This window comes from Pseudomonas putida (assembly GCF_016406145.1).
Classification (GTDB): Bacteria; Pseudomonadota; Gammaproteobacteria; order Pseudomonadales; family Pseudomonadaceae; genus Aquipseudomonas; species Aquipseudomonas putida_E.
Map to the genome: position 1 here is coordinate 827,077 of NZ_CP066306.1, position 17,910 is coordinate 844,986.

The following is a 17,910-nucleotide window of genomic DNA, read 5'->3' on the forward strand; positions in this document are numbered from 1 at the left end:
TTACCCAACCAGTCTCGCGACCAGTTGTGATAATCATAACGATTCTCATTACTGCGTCAATCCCCATCTGATGTTTATTTCGCATTTTTTTGCGCAGGGCATTTCGCATCGAGTTGTTGATTGAGCGCTTGCTTGCGCTCGGCTGGCAAATCGTTCCAGTGCATGTCCAGCAGCGCGCCTTCAATGGCGTACAGCAACACCTTCGACGCCCGGAATCCTCGGGTTTTCACGGCCTGGTACGCACCTACCGCGCCGAGTCGACGCAAATCCGATGCACTGTGGATACCGGCCGCATGCAACCACTGCGCGGAGGTCTTTCCAAGATTCTTCAGATGCTGCAATTCATCGTTCATCGAGCCTCCTTGCGATGGCTGAACGGGTCTTAGGGATAAATCGCGAGCAGGTCAGAGAGGAGTGTAGCGGGGGTTGGAAAATGCGCGGCCTTTTGCCATCGGGGGCGACGAGATGCCCTGTCTGCGCCGGAGGGAGGTGTTCGGGCCGGCCAATCGCCGGCCCGAATTGCGTTGAGTTTAAAGACCTGGCAAACGCTGACGGATCTGATCGATCACCTGGTCCATGCTGCTGGCATCCTGAGTATCAACGCGCGTGCTCTGCTGCAGTTCCACATCATCCAACGGCTCACGGCTGGCCTGTTGTGCCTTGACCACTTCCAGGGTGGCGTCCGACGGGTCGCTAGCCTGGGCCTGGCGCTGCTCCAGCCAACTGGCGATGACCGCCTCCGGTGCCTGGCAATCGAGGATCAGCAATGGCACGCCGGTACCGCTCGCAACCTCGGCTGCGGCCTTGCGGTGTTCGTGCTTGAGGTAAGTGGCATCGAGCACTACCGGGAAGCCTGCGCGCAGGATTGTCGCGGCAAGCTGGTGCAGGCGCTGGTAAGTGGCGGTGCTGGCATCGTTGTCGTAGATGCCGGCTTGCAGTTGGCCTGCTTCGGCTGTTTGCTGTTCACCGAACAGGCGCTTGCGCTCCACATCCGAACGCACGCGCACGGCGCCCAAGGCTTCGACCAGGCGCATGGCGACGTGGCTCTTGCCCACGGCCGAGACGCCATGGGTGATGGCTAGCAGGCGCGAAGGGATGGCACTGTAGCTTTCTGCCAGGTTGGCGTAGTTGCGGTAGGTGCGCAGGCTGGTGGCGCGCTGCACGCCATCGGCATCGGCCGGCATGCTGAACAGGGCGATCTTTGCCCGGACCAGAGCGCGGTAGGCTTTGTAGAAGTTCAGCACTTCCAGGCCTTCATAGTCGCCGGTCAGTTCCAGGTACTGGCTGACAAAGCGCCGAGCCAGGCATTTGAGACCACGGTCTTCCAGGTCCATGGCGAGGAAACCGGTGTCGGCCCAGACGTCGGTCATGCGGAACGGTTCGTTGAACTCGATGCAGTCGAAGATCACGACCTTGCCATCGATCACCGTAGCGTTACCCAAATGAATGTCGCCATGGCATTCGCGTGTGAAACCATTGGCCTTGCGCGCCGCGAACAGGCCTTCAAGACGCTCGAAACTGCTGCGCGCCCAGGCCTGAAGATTGTCTAGCTGCTGCAGGTCGGCCTTGTCACTGAGGAACGGGCGGATCTGCTCGAAGTTCTGCTCGACCGGGGCCATGACACTTTCAGGAGAGCCATATGGCTGCTCGGCGGGCACTTTCGGAGTCTGCAGGTGGAATTCGGCGATCTGCCGGGCCATCTGGTCAATGTGGCCGGCATTCAGTTCACCGTTAGCCTGCAGGGTGTTGAGCATCTGCCCCTGCGGGAACTGACGCATTTTCAGCGCGTACTCGATCGCCGCACCTTCACCGCCAAGCTGCGGTGCTTCGGCGCTGCCAGTGATCGGCAGCACTTCCAGGTACAGACCGTCCGTCAGGCGCTGGTTCAGGCGCAACTCTTCGGTACAGAAATGCTGGCGCTGATCAAGCCCGGTGAAGTCGAGGAAGCCGAAATTCATCGGCTTCTTGATCTTGTAGGCGTATTCGCCAGTGAGCAGGACCCAGGAGATGTGCGTCTCGATGAGTTGGAACCCGTCCACGGGGTGAGGGTAGAGGGCAGGGTTCTGCAACGCTTTGATCAAGGCTTGGCTCACGGGAAATCCTTCCGGGGGCAGGGAATTCGAAGGCGCCATTATGGTCAATGGTGCCGTCCCTGCATACCGCCAGAGGGCGTCTGCCCAGCCTTTACAAAGTGCGTATAATCCGCCGCCATGACTCGAACCCGAAATTCCCGAACTCCTAAGAAACGCCCGACCGGCCGCTCGCGCGCCTGGCTGGGCTGGGCGTTGAAGCTCAGCCTGGTCGGCCTGGTGATCATTGCCGGCTTCGCGGTTTACCTCGATGCTGTCGTCCAGGAGAAGTTCTCCGGCAAGCGTTGGACCATCCCTGCCAAGGTGTACGCCCGGCCGCTGGAGCTGTTCGTCGGCCAGAAGCTGAGCAAGAACGACTTCCTCACCGAACTCGATGCCCTCGGCTACCGGCGTGAAAGCGCGGCCAATGGCCCGGGCGCTGCGGCTGTCAACGGTAACACCGTCGACCTCAACACCCGCGGCTTCCAGTTTTACGAGGGTATGGAACCCGCGCAGTTCGTGCGTGTGCGCTTCTCCGGCGACTACGTTGCCGGGCTGTCCGGCGCCAACAATGGCAAGCTGGATGTGGTGCGCCTCGAGCCGTTGATGATCGGGGGCATCTACCCGAAGAACCTTGAGGACCGCATCCTGATCAAGATCGATCAGGTGCCGCCGTACTTGCTCGAAACCCTGGTGGCAACGGAAGACCGAGACTTCTATAGCCACTTCGGCGTGTCGCCCAAGTCCATCGCTCGCGCAATCTGGGTCAATACTTCCGCCGGTACCATGCGCCAGGGTGGCAGTACCCTGACCCAGCAGTTGGTGAAGAACTTCTACCTGACCAGCGAGCGCACACTCAGCCGCAAGCTGACCGAAGCGATGATGGCCGTACTGCTGGAGATGCACTACGACAAGCGTGAAATTCTCGAGGCCTACCTCAACGAGGTATTCGTCGGCCAAGATGGGCAGCGCGCCGTGCATGGGTTTGGCCTGGCCAGCCAGTTCTTCTTCAGCCAACCGCTGTCGGAACTCAAATTGCACCAGATCGCCCTGTTGGTGGGTATGGTCAAAGGGCCGTCCTACTACAACCCGCGTCGCCACCCCGAACGGGCTCTGGCGCGGCGTAACCTGGTCCTGGACCTTGTGGCCGAGCAGGGCGTTGCGAGCCAGGAAGCGGTCGATGCGGCGAAGAAGATGCCGCTGGGCGTGACCAAGCGAGGCAGCCTGGCCGACAGTTCGTTCCCGGCCTTCCTCGACCTGGTCAAGCGTCAGCTGCGCCAGGACTATCGCGATGAAGACTTGACTGAAGAGGGCCTGCGCATCTTCACCAGTTTCGACCCGATCCTGCAGATGAAGGCCGAAACCTCGATGAATGAGACCTTCAAGCGTCTGTCAGGGCGCAAAGGCGCTGACGAGGTCGAGTCGGCGATGGTCGTGACCAACCCGGAAACAGGTGAGGTGCAGGCGCTTATCGGCAGTCGTCAGGCCGGATTCGCCGGCTTCAACCGTGCCATCGATGCCGTGCGGCCGATTGGCTCGCTGGTCAAACCGGCGGTGTATCTGACCGCGCTGGAGCAGCCGAGCAAGTACACCCTTACCAGTTGGGTGCAGGACGAGGCGTTTTCGGTCAAGGGCGCCAATGGCCAAGTGTGGCGCCCGCAAAACTATGACCGCCGCCCGCATGGCACCATTTACCTGTACCAGGGGCTGGCCAACTCCTACAACCTGTCGACCGCCAAGATCGGCCTGGAAGTGGGTGTGCCCAACGTCATCAAGACCATCGGCCGGCTCGGGGTCAATGTCGACTGGCCAGCGTTCCCGGCAATGCTGCTGGGGGCTGGTGGCATGTCGCCGATGCAAGTGGCGACCATGTACCAGACCATCGCCAATGGCGGTTTCAATACGCCGATGCGCGGTATCCGCAGTGTGCTCACCGCCGAAGGTGAGCCGCTCAAGCGTTACCCGTTCCAGATCCAGCAGACCTTCGATCCGGGCTCCATCTACCTGGTACAGAACGCGATGCAGCGGGTGATGCGCGAAGGTACCGGCCGCTCCGTGTACAACGTGCTGCCCAGGTCGCTGACCCTGGCGGGCAAGACCGGTACCAGTAACGACTCGCGTGACAGCTGGTTCTCAGGCTTCAGCCAGGACCTGCTGGCGGTGGTGTGGATGGGCCGAGACGATAACGGCAAGACACCGTTCACCGGTGCCACTGGCGCACTGCAGGTGTGGACCAGCTTCATGAAGAAGGCTGACCCGCTGCCGCTGGACATGCCGCAACCGGACAACGTTGTACAGGCCTGGATCGACCCCTACAGTGGGCAGGGTTCCGACGCAAGCTGTCCGGGAGCGGTGCAGATGCCGTATATTCGCGGGAGCGAACCGCCCGCCGGCGCGATCTGTGGCGGCGAGCAGAATCCGGCAGAATCGGTCATGGACTGGGTCAAAGGCTGGATGAATTAAGCCCTGGCAGCATTGATGAGGTGTGAAGTGAAAAAGTGGTGGTTTCCTGCCGTGACGGCACTGGTGGTGCTGCAGGGCTGTTCAAGCGTTCAGCGTGGCAACATCCCGGTTGTGGACTCGAGCACACGGGTGTCCAACAGCGAACGCGTGACGGCCAACCGCTCGGCGGCCGGCATCAGTAACGGCACATCGCAAGCGCAGACCCTGCCCGAGGACTCCGGCGTAACCGTGATGATTCCGCAAGGCGCCGGTGCCACGGGCATTCAGACGTTCCCCGCAGGCAATGGCGTGGCCCCGATCAGCACCACGCCGATTACCACTGGCCCTGGCACATCTGCACCGATGGCGACCAACCCTAACCCGATCGCCGACGAACCGTTCGACATCGCGTCGATGAACAGTGCCCCGGCCGCTGCCAGCGCGCCGACCGGCATTCCGCGCAGCAGTGCTGCATCCGGGGGGCTCTCGGCTGACGAGCAGCTCGATGGCCCGGTGCTGGCACTGTTGACCACTGCCCAGTCGCAACAGGGCAGTGGCGACTTCAACGGTGCAGCCTCGAGCCTGGAGCGTGCCCAGCGCATCGCCCCGCGTGAGCCGCAGGTACTGTTCCGTCTGGCGCAGGTGCGCCTGTCCCAAGGCGATGCGGCGCAGGCCGAGCAGTTGGCGCGCCGTGCCCTGACCTATGCCAATGGTCGCCCTGACCTTCAGGCCGAGCTGTGGAATACCATCGCCCAGGCCCGTGAGAAACAGGGTGACAGCGCCGGCGCAGCGCTGGCCCGGCAAAAAGCGCGGGTCAACTCCTGATGATCGAGCAGCGTATTCTGGATATCGCCGACCACCTGCTGCTCATTGAGCGCGAGTTGATCGTGCAGGGTTGGTGGGCTGACGAGCCGCCAAGCGATGAGGCTCTGGCCAGCACGGTGCCTTTTGCGGTCGATAGCATGAGCTTCGAGCAGTGGCTGCAGTGGATATTTCTGCCGCGCATGAAGATCATCATCGAGCTTGGTCAACCGCTGCCCAACGCCTCAAGCATTCTGGTGATGGCCGAGACGGTGTTCGTCGATCGGCCGGAGCAGAGTCGTGAGTTGCGGCGCCTGCTGGCAGAGTTCGATCAATTGATCGCTGCTTGAGCCTGATTTCTTCTATTTTTCCTTCAAGGGCCGCAGATTGTGGCTCTTTTTTTTAGAAAAGTTATTTTTGCTGCTGCTGTGTTGGTTTTTAGTGGTGGCAAGAATTCATCTTGAGGAAAAATTGGCAATAATTTTTCTTGACTTGTAGCCGCCAAATCACAAGAATCCAGATTCCGCTTTAGAGGGACTGCCAGAAGCAGACCCGCTAAGCAGATCATGAGGCGCACACCCGCGCCGACCTGTTACACCCCGCAACGCGTTACCTCGCGCTGGGTGGGATAACCCCGCAACACTCTGGGGCGCTCCCAATACTTGCTCAGTCAGTGCTGACGTTCGCTCATGCTCTGCTTGGCAGTAAACCTATTAAGACCCGTCCACTAGGGACGGTATTCTGGCGTTTTAGAGGTGAACAACGTGGAGCTTTTATCTGGCGCTGAGATGGTCGTCCGCTTCTTGCGTGACGAAGGCGTTAAGCACATCTACGGGTACCCTGGTGGTGCTCTCCTGCATGTTTACGACGCCCTGTTCAAAGAACCGGAAGTCGAGCACATCCTGGTTCGTCACGAGCAGGCTGCTACCCATATGGCGGACGGCTACGCCCGCGCCACCGGCAAGGCCGGTGTGGTGCTGGTAACCTCCGGCCCGGGCGCGACCAATGCCATCACCGGTATTGCCACCGCTTACATGGACTCGATTCCGATGGTCATCCTGTCCGGCCAGGTGCCTAGCACCATGGTGGGTACCGATGCCTTCCAGGAAACCGACATGATCGGTATCTCGCGGCCGATCGTGAAGCACAGCTTCATGATCAAACACGCTACCGAGATCCCTGAAGTTCTGAAAAAAGCCTTCTATCTGGCGCAATCCGGCCGTCCTGGCCCGGTCGTGGTCGACATCCCAAAAGATATGACCAACCCGGCCGAGAAGTTCGAATACGTCTATCCGAAGAAGGTCAAGCTGCGCTCCTACAGCCCGGCAGTGCGTGGCCACTCCGGCCAGATCCGCAAGGCTGCCGAGATGCTGCTGGCTGCCAAACGTCCGATCGTCTATGCCGGTGGGGGTGTGATTCTAGGTGGTGGCTCCGAAGCGCTGACCGAAATTGCCAAGTCGCTGAACCTGCCAGTCACCAATACCCTGATGGGCCTTGGCGGCTTCCCGGGTACCGACCGCCAGTTCCTCGGCATGCTCGGTATGCACGGCAGCTACACCGCCAACATGGCCATGCACAATGCCGATGTGATTTTCGCGGTCGGCGCGCGCTTCGATGACCGCGTGGTCAATGGTCCGGCCAAGTTCTGCCCGAATGCCAAGATCATTCACATCGACATCGACCCGGCGTCGATCTCCAAGATGATCAAGGCCGACGTGCCGATCGTGGGCCCGGTCGACAGCGTGCTGAGCGAGATGCTCGGCATCCTCAAGGAAATCGGCGAGCAGCCAGACAAGACCGCGGCCGAAGCCTGGTGGAAGCAGATCGACGAGTGGCGCGGTAATGGCGAACTGTTCCCCTACAACAAGGGCGACGGCAGCGTCATCAAGCCACAGACCGTCATCGAGACCCTGTGCGAAGTGACCAACGGCGATGCTTTCGTCACCTCCGACGTCGGTCAGCACCAGATGTTCGCGGCGCAGTACTACCGCTTCAACAAGCCGAACCGCTGGATCAACTCCGGTGGCTTGGGCACCATGGGCTTCGGTTTCCCTGCGGCTATGGGCATCAAGCTCAACTTCCCGGATCAGGACGTGGCCTGCGTGACTGGCGAAGGCAGCATCCAGATGAACATCCAGGAACTGTCCACCTGCATGCAGTACGGCCTGCCGGTGAAGATCGTCAACCTGAACAACGGCGTGCTGGGCATGGTCCGTCAGTGGCAGGACATGGCCTACAACGGCCGTCACTCGCACTCCTATGTCGAGTCGCTGCCTGACTTCATCAAGCTGGCCGAGGCCTATGGCCATGTGGGTATCCGCATCACCAGCCTGAAGGACCTAAAGCCGAAGCTCGAAGAAGCCTTCGCGATGAAGGACCGCCTGGTGTTCATCGACATCGCGGTCGACCGTACCGAGCACGTCTATCCGATGCAGATCAAGGATGGCTCGATGCGTGACATGTGGCTGAGCAAGACGGAGCGTACCTGATATGCGGCACATCATTTCCCTGCTGCTGGAAAACGAACCCGGTGCTTTGTCCCGCGTGGTCGGCCTGTTCTCCCAGCGCAACTACAACATTGAAAGCCTGACCGTGGCGCCCACCGAAGACCCGACCCTGTCGCGTCTGACGCTGACCACCGTTGGCCATGACGAAGTGATCGAGCAGATCACCAAAAACCTCAACAAGCTGGTCGAAGTGGTCAAGCTTGTCGACCTGTCGGAAAGCGCTCACATCGAGCGTGAACTGATGCTGGTCAAGGTCAAGGCCACCGGTGCCCAGCGTGCCGAGATCAAGCGCACCACGGATATCTTCCGTGGCCAGATCGTCGACGTAACCGCCAGCGTGTACACCGTGCAGCTCAGTGGTACCAGCGACAAACTGGACAGCTTCATCCAGGCCATCGGCACTGCATCGATTCTCGAAACCGTGCGCAGCGGCGTCACCGGCATTGCCCGTGGCGACAAAGTGCTCAGCATCTAAATTCAAAAATTAGCGATGGCTCCGCAGGGGCCGAGATATAACCAGGGGTATTTCATGAAAGTTTTCTACGATAAAGACTGCGACCTTTCCATCATCCAGGGCAAGAAAGTCGCCATCATCGGTTACGGTTCCCAGGGCCACGCCCAAGCGTGCAACCTGAAGGACTCCGGTGTAGACGTTACCGTCGGTCTGCGTAAAGGTTCGGCTACCGTTGCCAAGGCTGAAGCCCACGGCCTGAAAGTGGCCGACGTTGCCACCGCCGTCGCTGCTGCCGACCTGGTCATGATCCTGACCCCGGACGAGTTCCAGGGCGCTCTGTACAAGAACGAAATCGAGCCGAACATCAAGAAGGGCGCCACCCTGGCCTTCTCCCACGGTTTCTCGATCCATTACAACCAGGTCGTTCCACGTGCCGACCTCGACGTAATCATGATCGCGCCGAAGGCCCCGGGCCACACCGTGCGTTCCGAGTTCGTCAAAGGCGGCGGTATCCCTGACCTGATCGCTATCTACCAGGACGCTTCCGGCAACGCCAAGAACGTCGCCCTGTCCTACGCTTCGGGCGTTGGTGGCGGCCGTACCGGCATCATCGAAACCACCTTCAAGGACGAGACTGAAACCGACCTGTTCGGTGAGCAGGCTGTTCTGTGCGGCGGTACCGTCGAGCTGGTCAAAGCCGGTTTCGAAACCCTGGTTGAAGCTGGCTACGCGCCGGAAATGGCCTACTTCGAGTGCTTGCACGAGCTGAAGTTGATCGTCGACCTCATGTACGAAGGCGGTATCGCCAACATGAACTACTCGATCTCCAACAACGCCGAATACGGTGAGTACGTCACCGGTCCGGAAGTCATCAACGAAGAATCCCGCAAGGCCATGCGCAACGCTCTGAAGCGCATCCAGGACGGCGAGTACGCGAAGATGTTCATCTCCGAAGGCGCCACCAACTACCCATCGATGACCGCCAAGCGTCGCAACAACGCCGCTCACGGTATCGAAGTCATCGGCGAGCAACTGCGTTCGATGATGCCGTGGATCTCGGCTAACAAAATCGTCGACAAGACCAAGAACTGAGTCTTATCGAATGATGAAAAACGCGGCTTCGGCCGCGTTTTTTCGTTCTGGCATTCAGCTTCTGGTATAAAGCAGACCAGTGGCCTGCCGTCAGAACCTGTTTCGCGGGCCCGTGTCGAACATTTTCCATCCTGTTGCAAGGTACCCTCCATGAGCGAACGTCCCGAAGAGCCGAACAAGCCCTCCGACGCCGAAAGCCTGCTACCTGTCGATGAGCACGTTGAAGAAGGGCATGATGCCGAAGGGCGCAAAGTGCGCCATCGCGGTATCTATCTGTTGCCCAATCTGTTCACCACCGCCAACCTGTTTGCCGGTTTCTATTCCATCATCAACTCGATGAGCGCGCAGAGCGCCCTCAGTGCTGGTGACCCGCGCGAGGCGAGCAAGTACTTTGCCTTTGCCGCCATTGCCATTTTCGTGGCCATGGTGCTCGACGGCCTCGATGGCCGTGTCGCCCGTATGACCAACACCCAGAGCGCCTTTGGAGCCGAGTACGACTCGTTGTCGGACATGGTCGCCTTCGGCGTGGCTCCGGCCCTTCTGGCCTTTGGCTGGGCGCTGGGCGACATGGGCAAGGTCGGCTGGATGGTCGCCTTCATCTATGTGGCCGGTGCCGCGCTGCGCCTGGCGCGTTTCAATACCCAGGTCGGTACTGCCGACAAGCGCTACTTCATCGGCCTGGCCAGCCCGGCTGCCGCTGGTGTGGTCGCCGGTACCGTATGGGCCTTCAGCGACTATGGTATCCAGGGGTCCAAGTTGTCGTTCCTGGTGGCACTGCTGGTTGCCGCAGCCGGTATGTTGATGGTCAGCAACATCAAGTACAACAGCTTCAAGGAGCTCGACCTCAAGGGCCGCGTGCCGTTCGTGGCGATCCTCGCGGTGGTGCTGGTGTTTGCCGTGGTATTCAGCGACCCGCCGCGCATCTTGCTGCTGATTTTCCTTGCCTACGCCGCTTCCGGCCCGATCCAGTTCCTGCTCAAAGGGCGTCATCGTAAATCCTGAATGATTTAATGATGGAATAACCCTGCGGCTCCACAGTCTTACTGGTACATCCGTTAACCAGTGCTGTGGAGCCGTCATGCTTATAAAGCTTCCCAGGTCTTCCGATTGCAACGCGTCGGAGATCACTCCCGAAAGCATCTACCTTTCCCGTCGTACCCTGTTGGGTGGCTCCATGGCCGGCGTTGCGCTGGGTGCGATGCCTTTCGCTGCGCGCGCGGCCCAAGCATCGCGTTACGCAGATGTCGAGGCAGGCAACGCACCGGCATGGTTCACCAGCAAGCTGCCTGACACGCGCTGGCAAGCGGTGACTGTAAAGGACGAGGCGATCACGCCCTTCAAGGATGCCACCCATTACAACAACTTCTATGAGTTCGGGCCTGATAAAGGCGACCCGGCCGCCAATGGCGGGAGCCTGAAGACCGAACCCTGGTCGGTGGTGGTCGATGGCGAGGTTGGCAAGCCCGGGCGCTATGCGTTGGAAGACTTTGTCAAACCCTACGCGCTTGAGGAGCGTATCTATCGGTTACGCTGCGTGGAGGCTTGGTCAATGGTCATCCCCTGGCTGGGCTTTCCCCTGGCCCAAGTTCTCAAGCAGGTTGAGCCGACCTCGAAGGCGCGCTATGTACGGTTCGAGACCCTGCAGGATCCGCAACATATGCCCGGGCAGCGTTCGGGGTTCGCGTTGATCGATTGGCCGTACGAGGAGGGCTTGCGCCTGGATGAGGCGATGAACCCGCTGGCCATCCTGGCGGTCGGCATGTATGGGCGTGAGTTGCCCAACCAGAACGGTGCGCCTCTGCGCCTGGTGGTGCCGTGGAAGTACGGGTTCAAGAGCATCAAGTCGATCGTGCGGATCAGCCTGGTGGCCGAACGGCCGCGCACGACCTGGGAGAGTCTTGCGCCTGATGAATATGGTTTCTATGCCAACGTGAACCCCGAGGTCGATCACCCGCGCTGGAGCCAGGCGCGCGAGCGGCGGCTACCCAGTGGCCTGTTCAGTCCCAACGTGCGACAGACACAGATGTTCAATGGCTACGCCGATGAAGTGGCGTCGCTGTACGCTGGCCTCGACCTGCGGAAGAACTATTGATGCGTTATCCCTGGCTGCGCCTGGCTATCTTTATAGTCGGTTGTCTGTTTCCGCTGTGGTGGTTGTATGAGGCGGCCATGAACCTGCTTGGACCGGACCCGGGGAAGATTCTTATGGATCGGCTTGGGCTGGGGGCGTTGATCTTCCTTTTGATCACGCTGAGTATGACGCCGCTGCAAAAGCTGACAGGGTGGTCGGGGTGGATCGTTGTGCGCCGGCAACTGGGGTTGTGGTGTTTTGCCTATATCGTGTTGCACCTGCTCTGCTACCTGTTCTTTATCCTGGGGCTGGATTGGGGGCAGTTTGCCGTCGAGCTGCGCAAGCGGCCGTACATTATTGTGGGTGCGCTCGGCTTCATTGGTTTGCTGGCGTTGGCGGTGACTTCCAACCGTTACAGTCAGCGCCGCTTGGGCGGGCGCTGGAAGAAACTGCACAAGCTTGTATATGTGATTCTCGGTTTGGGCCTGCTGCATTTTCTTTGGATTGTGCGCTCCGATTTGCGCGAGTGGGCGATCTACGCGGTCATTGGTGGTTTCTTGATGGTGCTGCGAGTGCCGGCGGTGGCGCGGCGAGTGCCTCGCATTATGGGGCGGCGGGGAAGGGTGGCTTCGTAGGCGCTTGAAGGATAGCGGCCCACACCAGGTACGCTTAGGGCTATTTCCACCTATATTTCAATTTCTTGAATTAAAGCCTTGACGGGCGTTCGAATCCCCTTATAATGCGCCCCACTTCCAGCGCAGTCGGAACGAGAAACTCCTTGAAATTCAACGAGTTGCTTAATCCAGGTACTACTGGAGGTGCTTCGGTCGACTGATCGATAGCGGTTAAAATGGTGGTTGACAGCGCTTCTAAACGCTGTATGATTCGCCTCCCGCTACGAGAGATCGCAGCGAGCCAAGTGTTTGAAGCTAAACGAGTTTCTCGCAAAAAACTTCAAAATAAACGCTTGACAGGCTCTGAGGAAAGCGTAGAATGCGCGCCTCGGTTGAGACGAAAAGCTCTTAACCAAACGCTCTTTAACAAATCGAATCAAGCAATTCGTGTGGGTGCTTGTGAGTATGGTCTGATAGTCAAAAAGATTATCAGCATCACAAGTGACCATGCGAGAAATCACATAGTCATTTGAGATTGCTGAGCCAAGTTTAGGGTTTCTTAAAAACCCAAGCAGTATTGAACTGAAGAGTTTGATCATGGCTCAGATTGAACGCTGGCGGCAGGCCTAACACATGCAAGTCGAGCGGATGACGGGAGCTTGCTCCTTGATTCAGCGGCGGACGGGTGAGTAATGCCTAGGAATCTGCCTGGTAGTGGGGGACAACGTTTCGAAAGGAACGCTAATACCGCATACGTCCTACGGGAGAAAGCAGGGGACCTTCGGGCCTTGCGCTATCAGATGAGCCTAGGTCGGATTAGCTAGTTGGTGAGGTAATGGCTCACCAAGGCGACGATCCGTAACTGGTCTGAGAGGATGATCAGTCACACTGGAACTGAGACACGGTCCAGACTCCTACGGGAGGCAGCAGTGGGGAATATTGGACAATGGGCGAAAGCCTGATCCAGCCATGCCGCGTGTGTGAAGAAGGTCTTCGGATTGTAAAGCACTTTAAGTTGGGAGGAAGGGCATTAACCTAATACGTTAGTGTTTTGACGTTACCGACAGAATAAGCACCGGCTAACTCTGTGCCAGCAGCCGCGGTAATACAGAGGGTGCAAGCGTTAATCGGAATTACTGGGCGTAAAGCGCGCGTAGGTGGTTTGTTAAGTTGGATGTGAAAGCCCCGGGCTCAACCTGGGAACTGCATCCAAAACTGGCAAGCTAGAGTACAGTAGAGGGTGGTGGAATTTCCTGTGTAGCGGTGAAATGCGTAGATATAGGAAGGAACACCAGTGGCGAAGGCGACCACCTGGACTGATACTGACACTGAGGTGCGAAAGCGTGGGGAGCAAACAGGATTAGATACCCTGGTAGTCCACGCCGTAAACGATGTCAACTAGCCGTTGGAATCCTTGAGATTTTAGTGGCGCAGCTAACGCATTAAGTTGACCGCCTGGGGAGTACGGCCGCAAGGTTAAAACTCAAATGAATTGACGGGGGCCCGCACAAGCGGTGGAGCATGTGGTTTAATTCGAAGCAACGCGAAGAACCTTACCAGGCCTTGACATGCAGAGAACTTTCCAGAGATGGATTGGTGCCTTCGGGAACTCTGACACAGGTGCTGCATGGCTGTCGTCAGCTCGTGTCGTGAGATGTTGGGTTAAGTCCCGTAACGAGCGCAACCCTTGTCCTTAGTTACCAGCACGTTATGGTGGGCACTCTAAGGAGACTGCCGGTGACAAACCGGAGGAAGGTGGGGATGACGTCAAGTCATCATGGCCCTTACGGCCTGGGCTACACACGTGCTACAATGGTCGGTACAGAGGGTTGCCAAGCCGCGAGGTGGAGCTAATCTCACAAAACCGATCGTAGTCCGGATCGCAGTCTGCAACTCGACTGCGTGAAGTCGGAATCGCTAGTAATCGCGAATCAGAATGTCGCGGTGAATACGTTCCCGGGCCTTGTACACACCGCCCGTCACACCATGGGAGTGGGTTGCACCAGAAGTAGCTAGTCTAACCTTCGGGAGGACGGTTACCACGGTGTGATTCATGACTGGGGTGAAGTCGTAACAAGGTAGCCGTAGGGGAACCTGCGGCTGGATCACCTCCTTAATCGACGACATCAGCCTGCTGATGAGCTCCCACACGAATTGCTTGATTCTTTGTATAAAGACGATGCTGTAACGCGACCCTGTTATAGGTCTGTAGCTCAGTTGGTTAGAGCGCACCCCTGATAAGGGTGAGGTCGGCAGTTCAAATCTGCCCAGACCTACCATTACATGGTTCAGCCGTAGAATACGGGGCCATAGCTCAGCTGGGAGAGCGCCTGCCTTGCACGCAGGAGGTCAGCGGTTCGATCCCGCTTGGCTCCACCACTTTTGCAGTAACTTGTCAGAACTTAGAAATGAGCATTCGGCTTGAATGTTGATTTCTGACTTTTGTCAGATCGTTCTTTAAAAATTCGGATATGTGATAGAAATAGACTGACATGCACTTTCACTGGTGTGTGATCAGGCTAAGGTAAAATTTGTGAGTTCTGCTCGAAAGAGCAACATGCGAATTTTCGGCGAATGTCGTCTTCACAGTATAACCAGATTGCTTGGGGTTATATGGTCAAGTGAAGAAGCGCATACGGTGGATGCCTTGGCAGTCAGAGGCGATGAAAGACGTTGTAGCCTGCGATAAGCTTTGGGGAGTCGGCAAACAGACTGTGATCCAGAGATCTCTGAATGGGGGAACCCACTCAGCATAAGCTGAGTATCTTGTACTGAATACATAGGTGCAAGAGGCGAACCAGGGGAACTGAAACATCTAAGTACCCTGAGGAAAAGAAATCAACCGAGATTCCCTTAGTAGTGGCGAGCGAACGGGGACCAGCCCTTAAGTTGGTTTGAGATTAGTGGAACGCTCTGGAAAGTGCGGCCATAGTGGGTGATAGCCCCGTACACGAAAATCTCTTATCAATGAAATCGAGTAGGACGGAGCACGAGAAACTTTGTCTGAATATGGGGGGACCATCCTCCAAGGCTAAATACTACTGACTGACCGATAGTGAACCAGTACCGTGAGGGAAAGGCGAAAAGAACCCCGGAGAGGGGAGTGAAATAGAACCTGAAACCGTATGCGTACAAGCAGTGGGAGCCTACTTTGTTAGGTGACTGCGTACCTTTTGTATAATGGGTCAGCGACTTATATTCAGTGGCGAGCTTAACCGAATAGGGGAGGCGTAGCGAAAGCGAGTCTTAATAGGGCGTTTAGTCGCTGGGTATAGACCCGAAACCGGGCGATCTATCCATGGGCAGGTTGAAGGTTAGGTAACACTGACTGGAGGACCGAACCGACTACCGTTGAAAAGTTAGCGGATGACCTGTGGATCGGAGTGAAAGGCTAATCAAGCTCGGAGATAGCTGGTTCTCCTCGAAAGCTATTTAGGTAGCGCCTCATGTATCACTGTAGGGGGTAGAGCACTGTTTCGGCTAGGGGGTCATCCCGACTTACCAAACCGATGCAAACTCCGAATACCTACAAGTGCCGAGCATGGGAGACACACGGCGGGTGCTAACGTCCGTCGTGAAAAGGGAAACAACCCAGACCGTCAGCTAAGGTCCCAAAGTCATGGTTAAGTGGGAAACGATGTGGGAAGGCTTAGACAGCTAGGAGGTTGGCTTAGAAGCAGCCACCCTTTAAAGAAAGCGTAATAGCTCACTAGTCGAGTCGGCCTGCGCGGAAGATGTAACGGGGCTCAAACCATGCACCGAAGCTACGGGTATCACCTTTGGTGATGCGGTAGAGGAGCGTTCTGTAAGCCTGTGAAGGTGAGTTGAGAAGCTTGCTGGAGGTATCAGAAGTGCGAATGCTGACATGAGTAACGACAATGCGAGTGAAAAACTCGCACGCCGAAAGACCAAGGTTTCCTGCGCAACGTTAATCGACGCAGGGTTAGTCGGTCCCTAAGGCGAGGCTGAAAAGCGTAGTCGATGGAAAACAGGTTAATATTCCTGTACTTCCAGTTATTGCGATGGAGGGACGGAGAAGGCTAGGCCAGCTTGGCGTTGGTTGTCCAAGTTTAAGGTGGTAGGCTGAGATCTTAGGCAAATCCGGGATCTCAAAGCCGAGAGCTGATGACGAGTTGCCTTTAGGCGACGAAGTGGTTGATGCCATGCTTCCAAGAAAAGCTCCTAAGCTTCAGATAACTGGGAACCGTACCCCAAACCGACACAGGTGGTTAGGTAGAGAATACCAAGGCGCTTGAGAGAACTCGGGTGAAGGAACTAGGCAAAATGGCACCGTAACTTCGGGAGAAGGTGCGCCGGTGAGGGTGAAGGACTTGCTCCGTAAGCTCATGCCGGTCGAAGATACCAGGCCGCTGCGACTGTTTATTAAAAACACAGCACTCTGCAAACACGAAAGTGGACGTATAGGGTGTGACGCCTGCCCGGTGCCGGAAGGTTAATTGATGGGGTTAGCGCAAGCGAAGCTCTTGATCGAAGCCCCGGTAAACGGCGGCCGTAACTATAACGGTCCTAAGGTAGCGAAATTCCTTGTCGGGTAAGTTCCGACCTGCACGAATGGCGTAACGATGGCGGCGCTGTCTCCACCCGAGACTCAGTGAAATTGAAATCGCTGTGAAGATGCAGTGTATCCGCGGCTAGACGGAAAGACCCCGTGAACCTTTACTATAGCTTTGCACTGGACTTTGAATTTGCTTGTGTAGGATAGGTGGGAGGCTTTGAAGTGGGGACGCCAGTTCTCATGGAGCCATCCTTGAAATACCACCCTGGCAACTTTGAGGTTCTAACTCAGGTCCGTTATCCGGATCGAGGACAGTGTATGGTGGGTAGTTTGACTGGGGCGGTCTCCTCCCAAAGAGTAACGGAGGAGTACGAAGGTGCGCTCAGACCGGTCGGAAATCGGTCGTAGAGTATAAAGGCAAAAGCGCGCTTGACTGCGAGACAAACACGTCGAGCAGGTACGAAAGTAGGTCTTAGTGATCCGGTGGTTCTGTATGGAAGGGCCATCGCTCAACGGATAAAAGGTACTCCGGGGATAACAGGCTGATACCGCCCAAGAGTTCATATCGACGGCGGTGTTTGGCACCTCGATGTCGGCTCATCACATCCTGGGGCTGAAGCCGGTCCCAAGGGTATGGCTGTTCGCCATTTAAAGTGGTACGCGAGCTGGGTTTAGAACGTCGTGAGACAGTTCGGTCCCTATCTGCCGTGGACGTTTGAGATTTGAGAGGGGCTGCTCCTAGTACGAGAGGACCGGAGTGGACGAACCTCTGGTGTTCCGGTTGTCACGCCAGTGGCATTGCCGGGTAGCTATGTTCGGAAGAGATAACCGCTGAAAGCATCTAAGCGGGAAACTTGCCTCAAGATGAGATCTCACTGGGATCTTGAATCCCCTAAAGGGCCGTCGAAGACTACGACGTTGATAGGTTGGGTGTGTAAGCGCTGTGAGGCGTTGAGCTAACCAATACTAATTGCCCGTGAGGCTTGACCATATAACACCCAAGCAATTTGCTTCTGCAGATTGCGGTGGTGAAGACGAAAGAACCGAAAGTTCGTAGCATCACAAATATCGCATATCCGAATTCGCTGGGCTGTCCATCTGGACATTCTGGCTACAGAATTTCTTGACGACCATAGAGCATTGGAACCACCTGATCCCATCCCGAACTCAGTAGTGAAACGATGCATCGCCGATGGTAGTGTGGGGTTTCCCCATGTGAGAGTAGGTCATCGTCAAGATTCATTTCGCAAAACCCCTATCTGCGTAAGCAGGTAGGGGTTTTGTCTTTTCTGGCTTTTACAGATCCCGGACTCGGCGGCTAGCCGTGATATCGTTCCCCATCAG

The 17,910-nt window shown here is 57.2% G+C and carries 11 protein-coding genes, 2 tRNA genes and 3 rRNA genes; 14 read left to right on the forward strand and 2 right to left on the reverse strand.

The window, feature by feature from the left end; all coding sequences use genetic code 11:
• Window positions 1-74 precede the first annotated feature (74 nt).
• Entirely contained in the window at window positions 75-353 is a 279-nt protein-coding gene (locus JET17_RS03770; protein ID WP_012312680.1) for a TfoX/Sxy family protein, read from the reverse strand.
• A gap of 177 nt (window positions 354-530) precedes the next feature.
• Window positions 531-2,093 carry an AAA family ATPase gene (locus JET17_RS03775; RefSeq protein WP_012312681.1) on the reverse strand — a complete coding sequence of 521 codons (1,563 nt, stop codon included), beginning with the start codon at window positions 2,091-2,093 and terminating at the stop codon, window positions 531-533.
• A 117-nt stretch (window positions 2,094-2,210) separates the two neighbouring features.
• On the opposite strand from JET17_RS03775, the gene mrcB reads away from it, so the two are divergent.
• The 14 genes from mrcB to rrf all read left to right on the forward strand — a co-directional run bounded on the left by mrcB (window position 2,211) and on the right by rrf (window position 17,804).
• Window positions 2,211-4,532, forward strand: coding sequence for a penicillin-binding protein 1B (gene mrcB, locus JET17_RS03780; protein WP_012312682.1), 2,322 nt, complete (start codon window positions 2,211-2,213; stop codon window positions 4,530-4,532).
• A 15-nt stretch (window positions 4,533-4,547) separates the two neighbouring features.
• On the forward strand, window positions 4,548-5,336 hold the full coding sequence (locus tag JET17_RS03785) for a tetratricopeptide repeat protein (RefSeq protein WP_042111138.1): 789 nt from the start codon (window positions 4,548-4,550) through the stop codon (window positions 5,334-5,336).
• A complete protein-coding gene (locus JET17_RS03790; protein ID WP_012312684.1) occupies window positions 5,336-5,662 on the forward strand; it encodes a YqcC family protein in 327 nt (108 codons plus the stop codon). Before JET17_RS03785 ends, JET17_RS03790 begins: the two co-directional genes overlap by 1 nt.
• Before the next feature lie 414 nt (window positions 5,663-6,076).
• A complete protein-coding gene (locus tag JET17_RS03795) occupies window positions 6,077-7,801 on the forward strand; it encodes an acetolactate synthase 3 large subunit (protein WP_012312685.1) in 1,725 nt (574 codons plus the stop codon).
• Between the two features lies 1 nt (window position 7,802).
• A complete protein-coding gene (ilvN, locus tag JET17_RS03800; protein ID WP_003250040.1) occupies window positions 7,803-8,294 on the forward strand; it encodes an acetolactate synthase small subunit in 492 nt (163 codons plus the stop codon).
• A gap of 54 nt (window positions 8,295-8,348) precedes the next feature.
• On the forward strand, window positions 8,349-9,365 hold the full coding sequence (gene ilvC, locus JET17_RS03805) for a ketol-acid reductoisomerase (protein WP_012312686.1): 1,017 nt from the start codon (window positions 8,349-8,351) through the stop codon (window positions 9,363-9,365).
• A gap of 150 nt (window positions 9,366-9,515) precedes the next feature.
• Complete coding sequence (gene pssA / locus JET17_RS03810) at window positions 9,516-10,367, forward strand: CDP-diacylglycerol--serine O-phosphatidyltransferase (RefSeq protein ID WP_012312687.1); 852 nt, start codon at window positions 9,516-9,518, stop codon at window positions 10,365-10,367.
• A gap of 76 nt (window positions 10,368-10,443) precedes the next feature.
• Complete coding sequence (gene msrP / locus JET17_RS03815; RefSeq protein WP_012312688.1) at window positions 10,444-11,457, forward strand: protein-methionine-sulfoxide reductase catalytic subunit MsrP; 1,014 nt, start codon at window positions 10,444-10,446, stop codon at window positions 11,455-11,457.
• Window positions 11,457-12,071, forward strand: coding sequence for a protein-methionine-sulfoxide reductase heme-binding subunit MsrQ (gene msrQ, locus JET17_RS03820; protein WP_012312689.1), 615 nt, complete (start codon window positions 11,457-11,459; stop codon window positions 12,069-12,071). The genes msrP and msrQ overlap by 1 nt, the downstream gene beginning before the upstream one ends.
• A 558-nt stretch (window positions 12,072-12,629) precedes the next feature.
• Window positions 12,630-14,166 (forward strand): 16S ribosomal RNA (locus JET17_RS03825).
• 86 nt (window positions 14,167-14,252) lie between these two features.
• Window positions 14,253-14,329: transfer RNA gene (locus JET17_RS03830), tRNA-Ile, on the forward strand.
• Between the two features lie 24 nt (window positions 14,330-14,353).
• Window positions 14,354-14,429, forward strand: a tRNA-Ala gene (locus JET17_RS03835).
• 236 nt (window positions 14,430-14,665) lie between these two features.
• Window positions 14,666-17,557 (forward strand): 23S ribosomal RNA (locus tag JET17_RS03840).
• A 131-nt stretch (window positions 17,558-17,688) separates the two neighbouring features.
• A 5S ribosomal RNA gene (rrf, locus tag JET17_RS03845) occupies window positions 17,689-17,804 on the forward strand.
• Together the 16S, 23S and 5S rRNA genes with 2 tRNA genes alongside form the textbook arrangement of a ribosomal RNA operon.
• Window positions 17,805-17,910 lie beyond the last annotated feature (106 nt).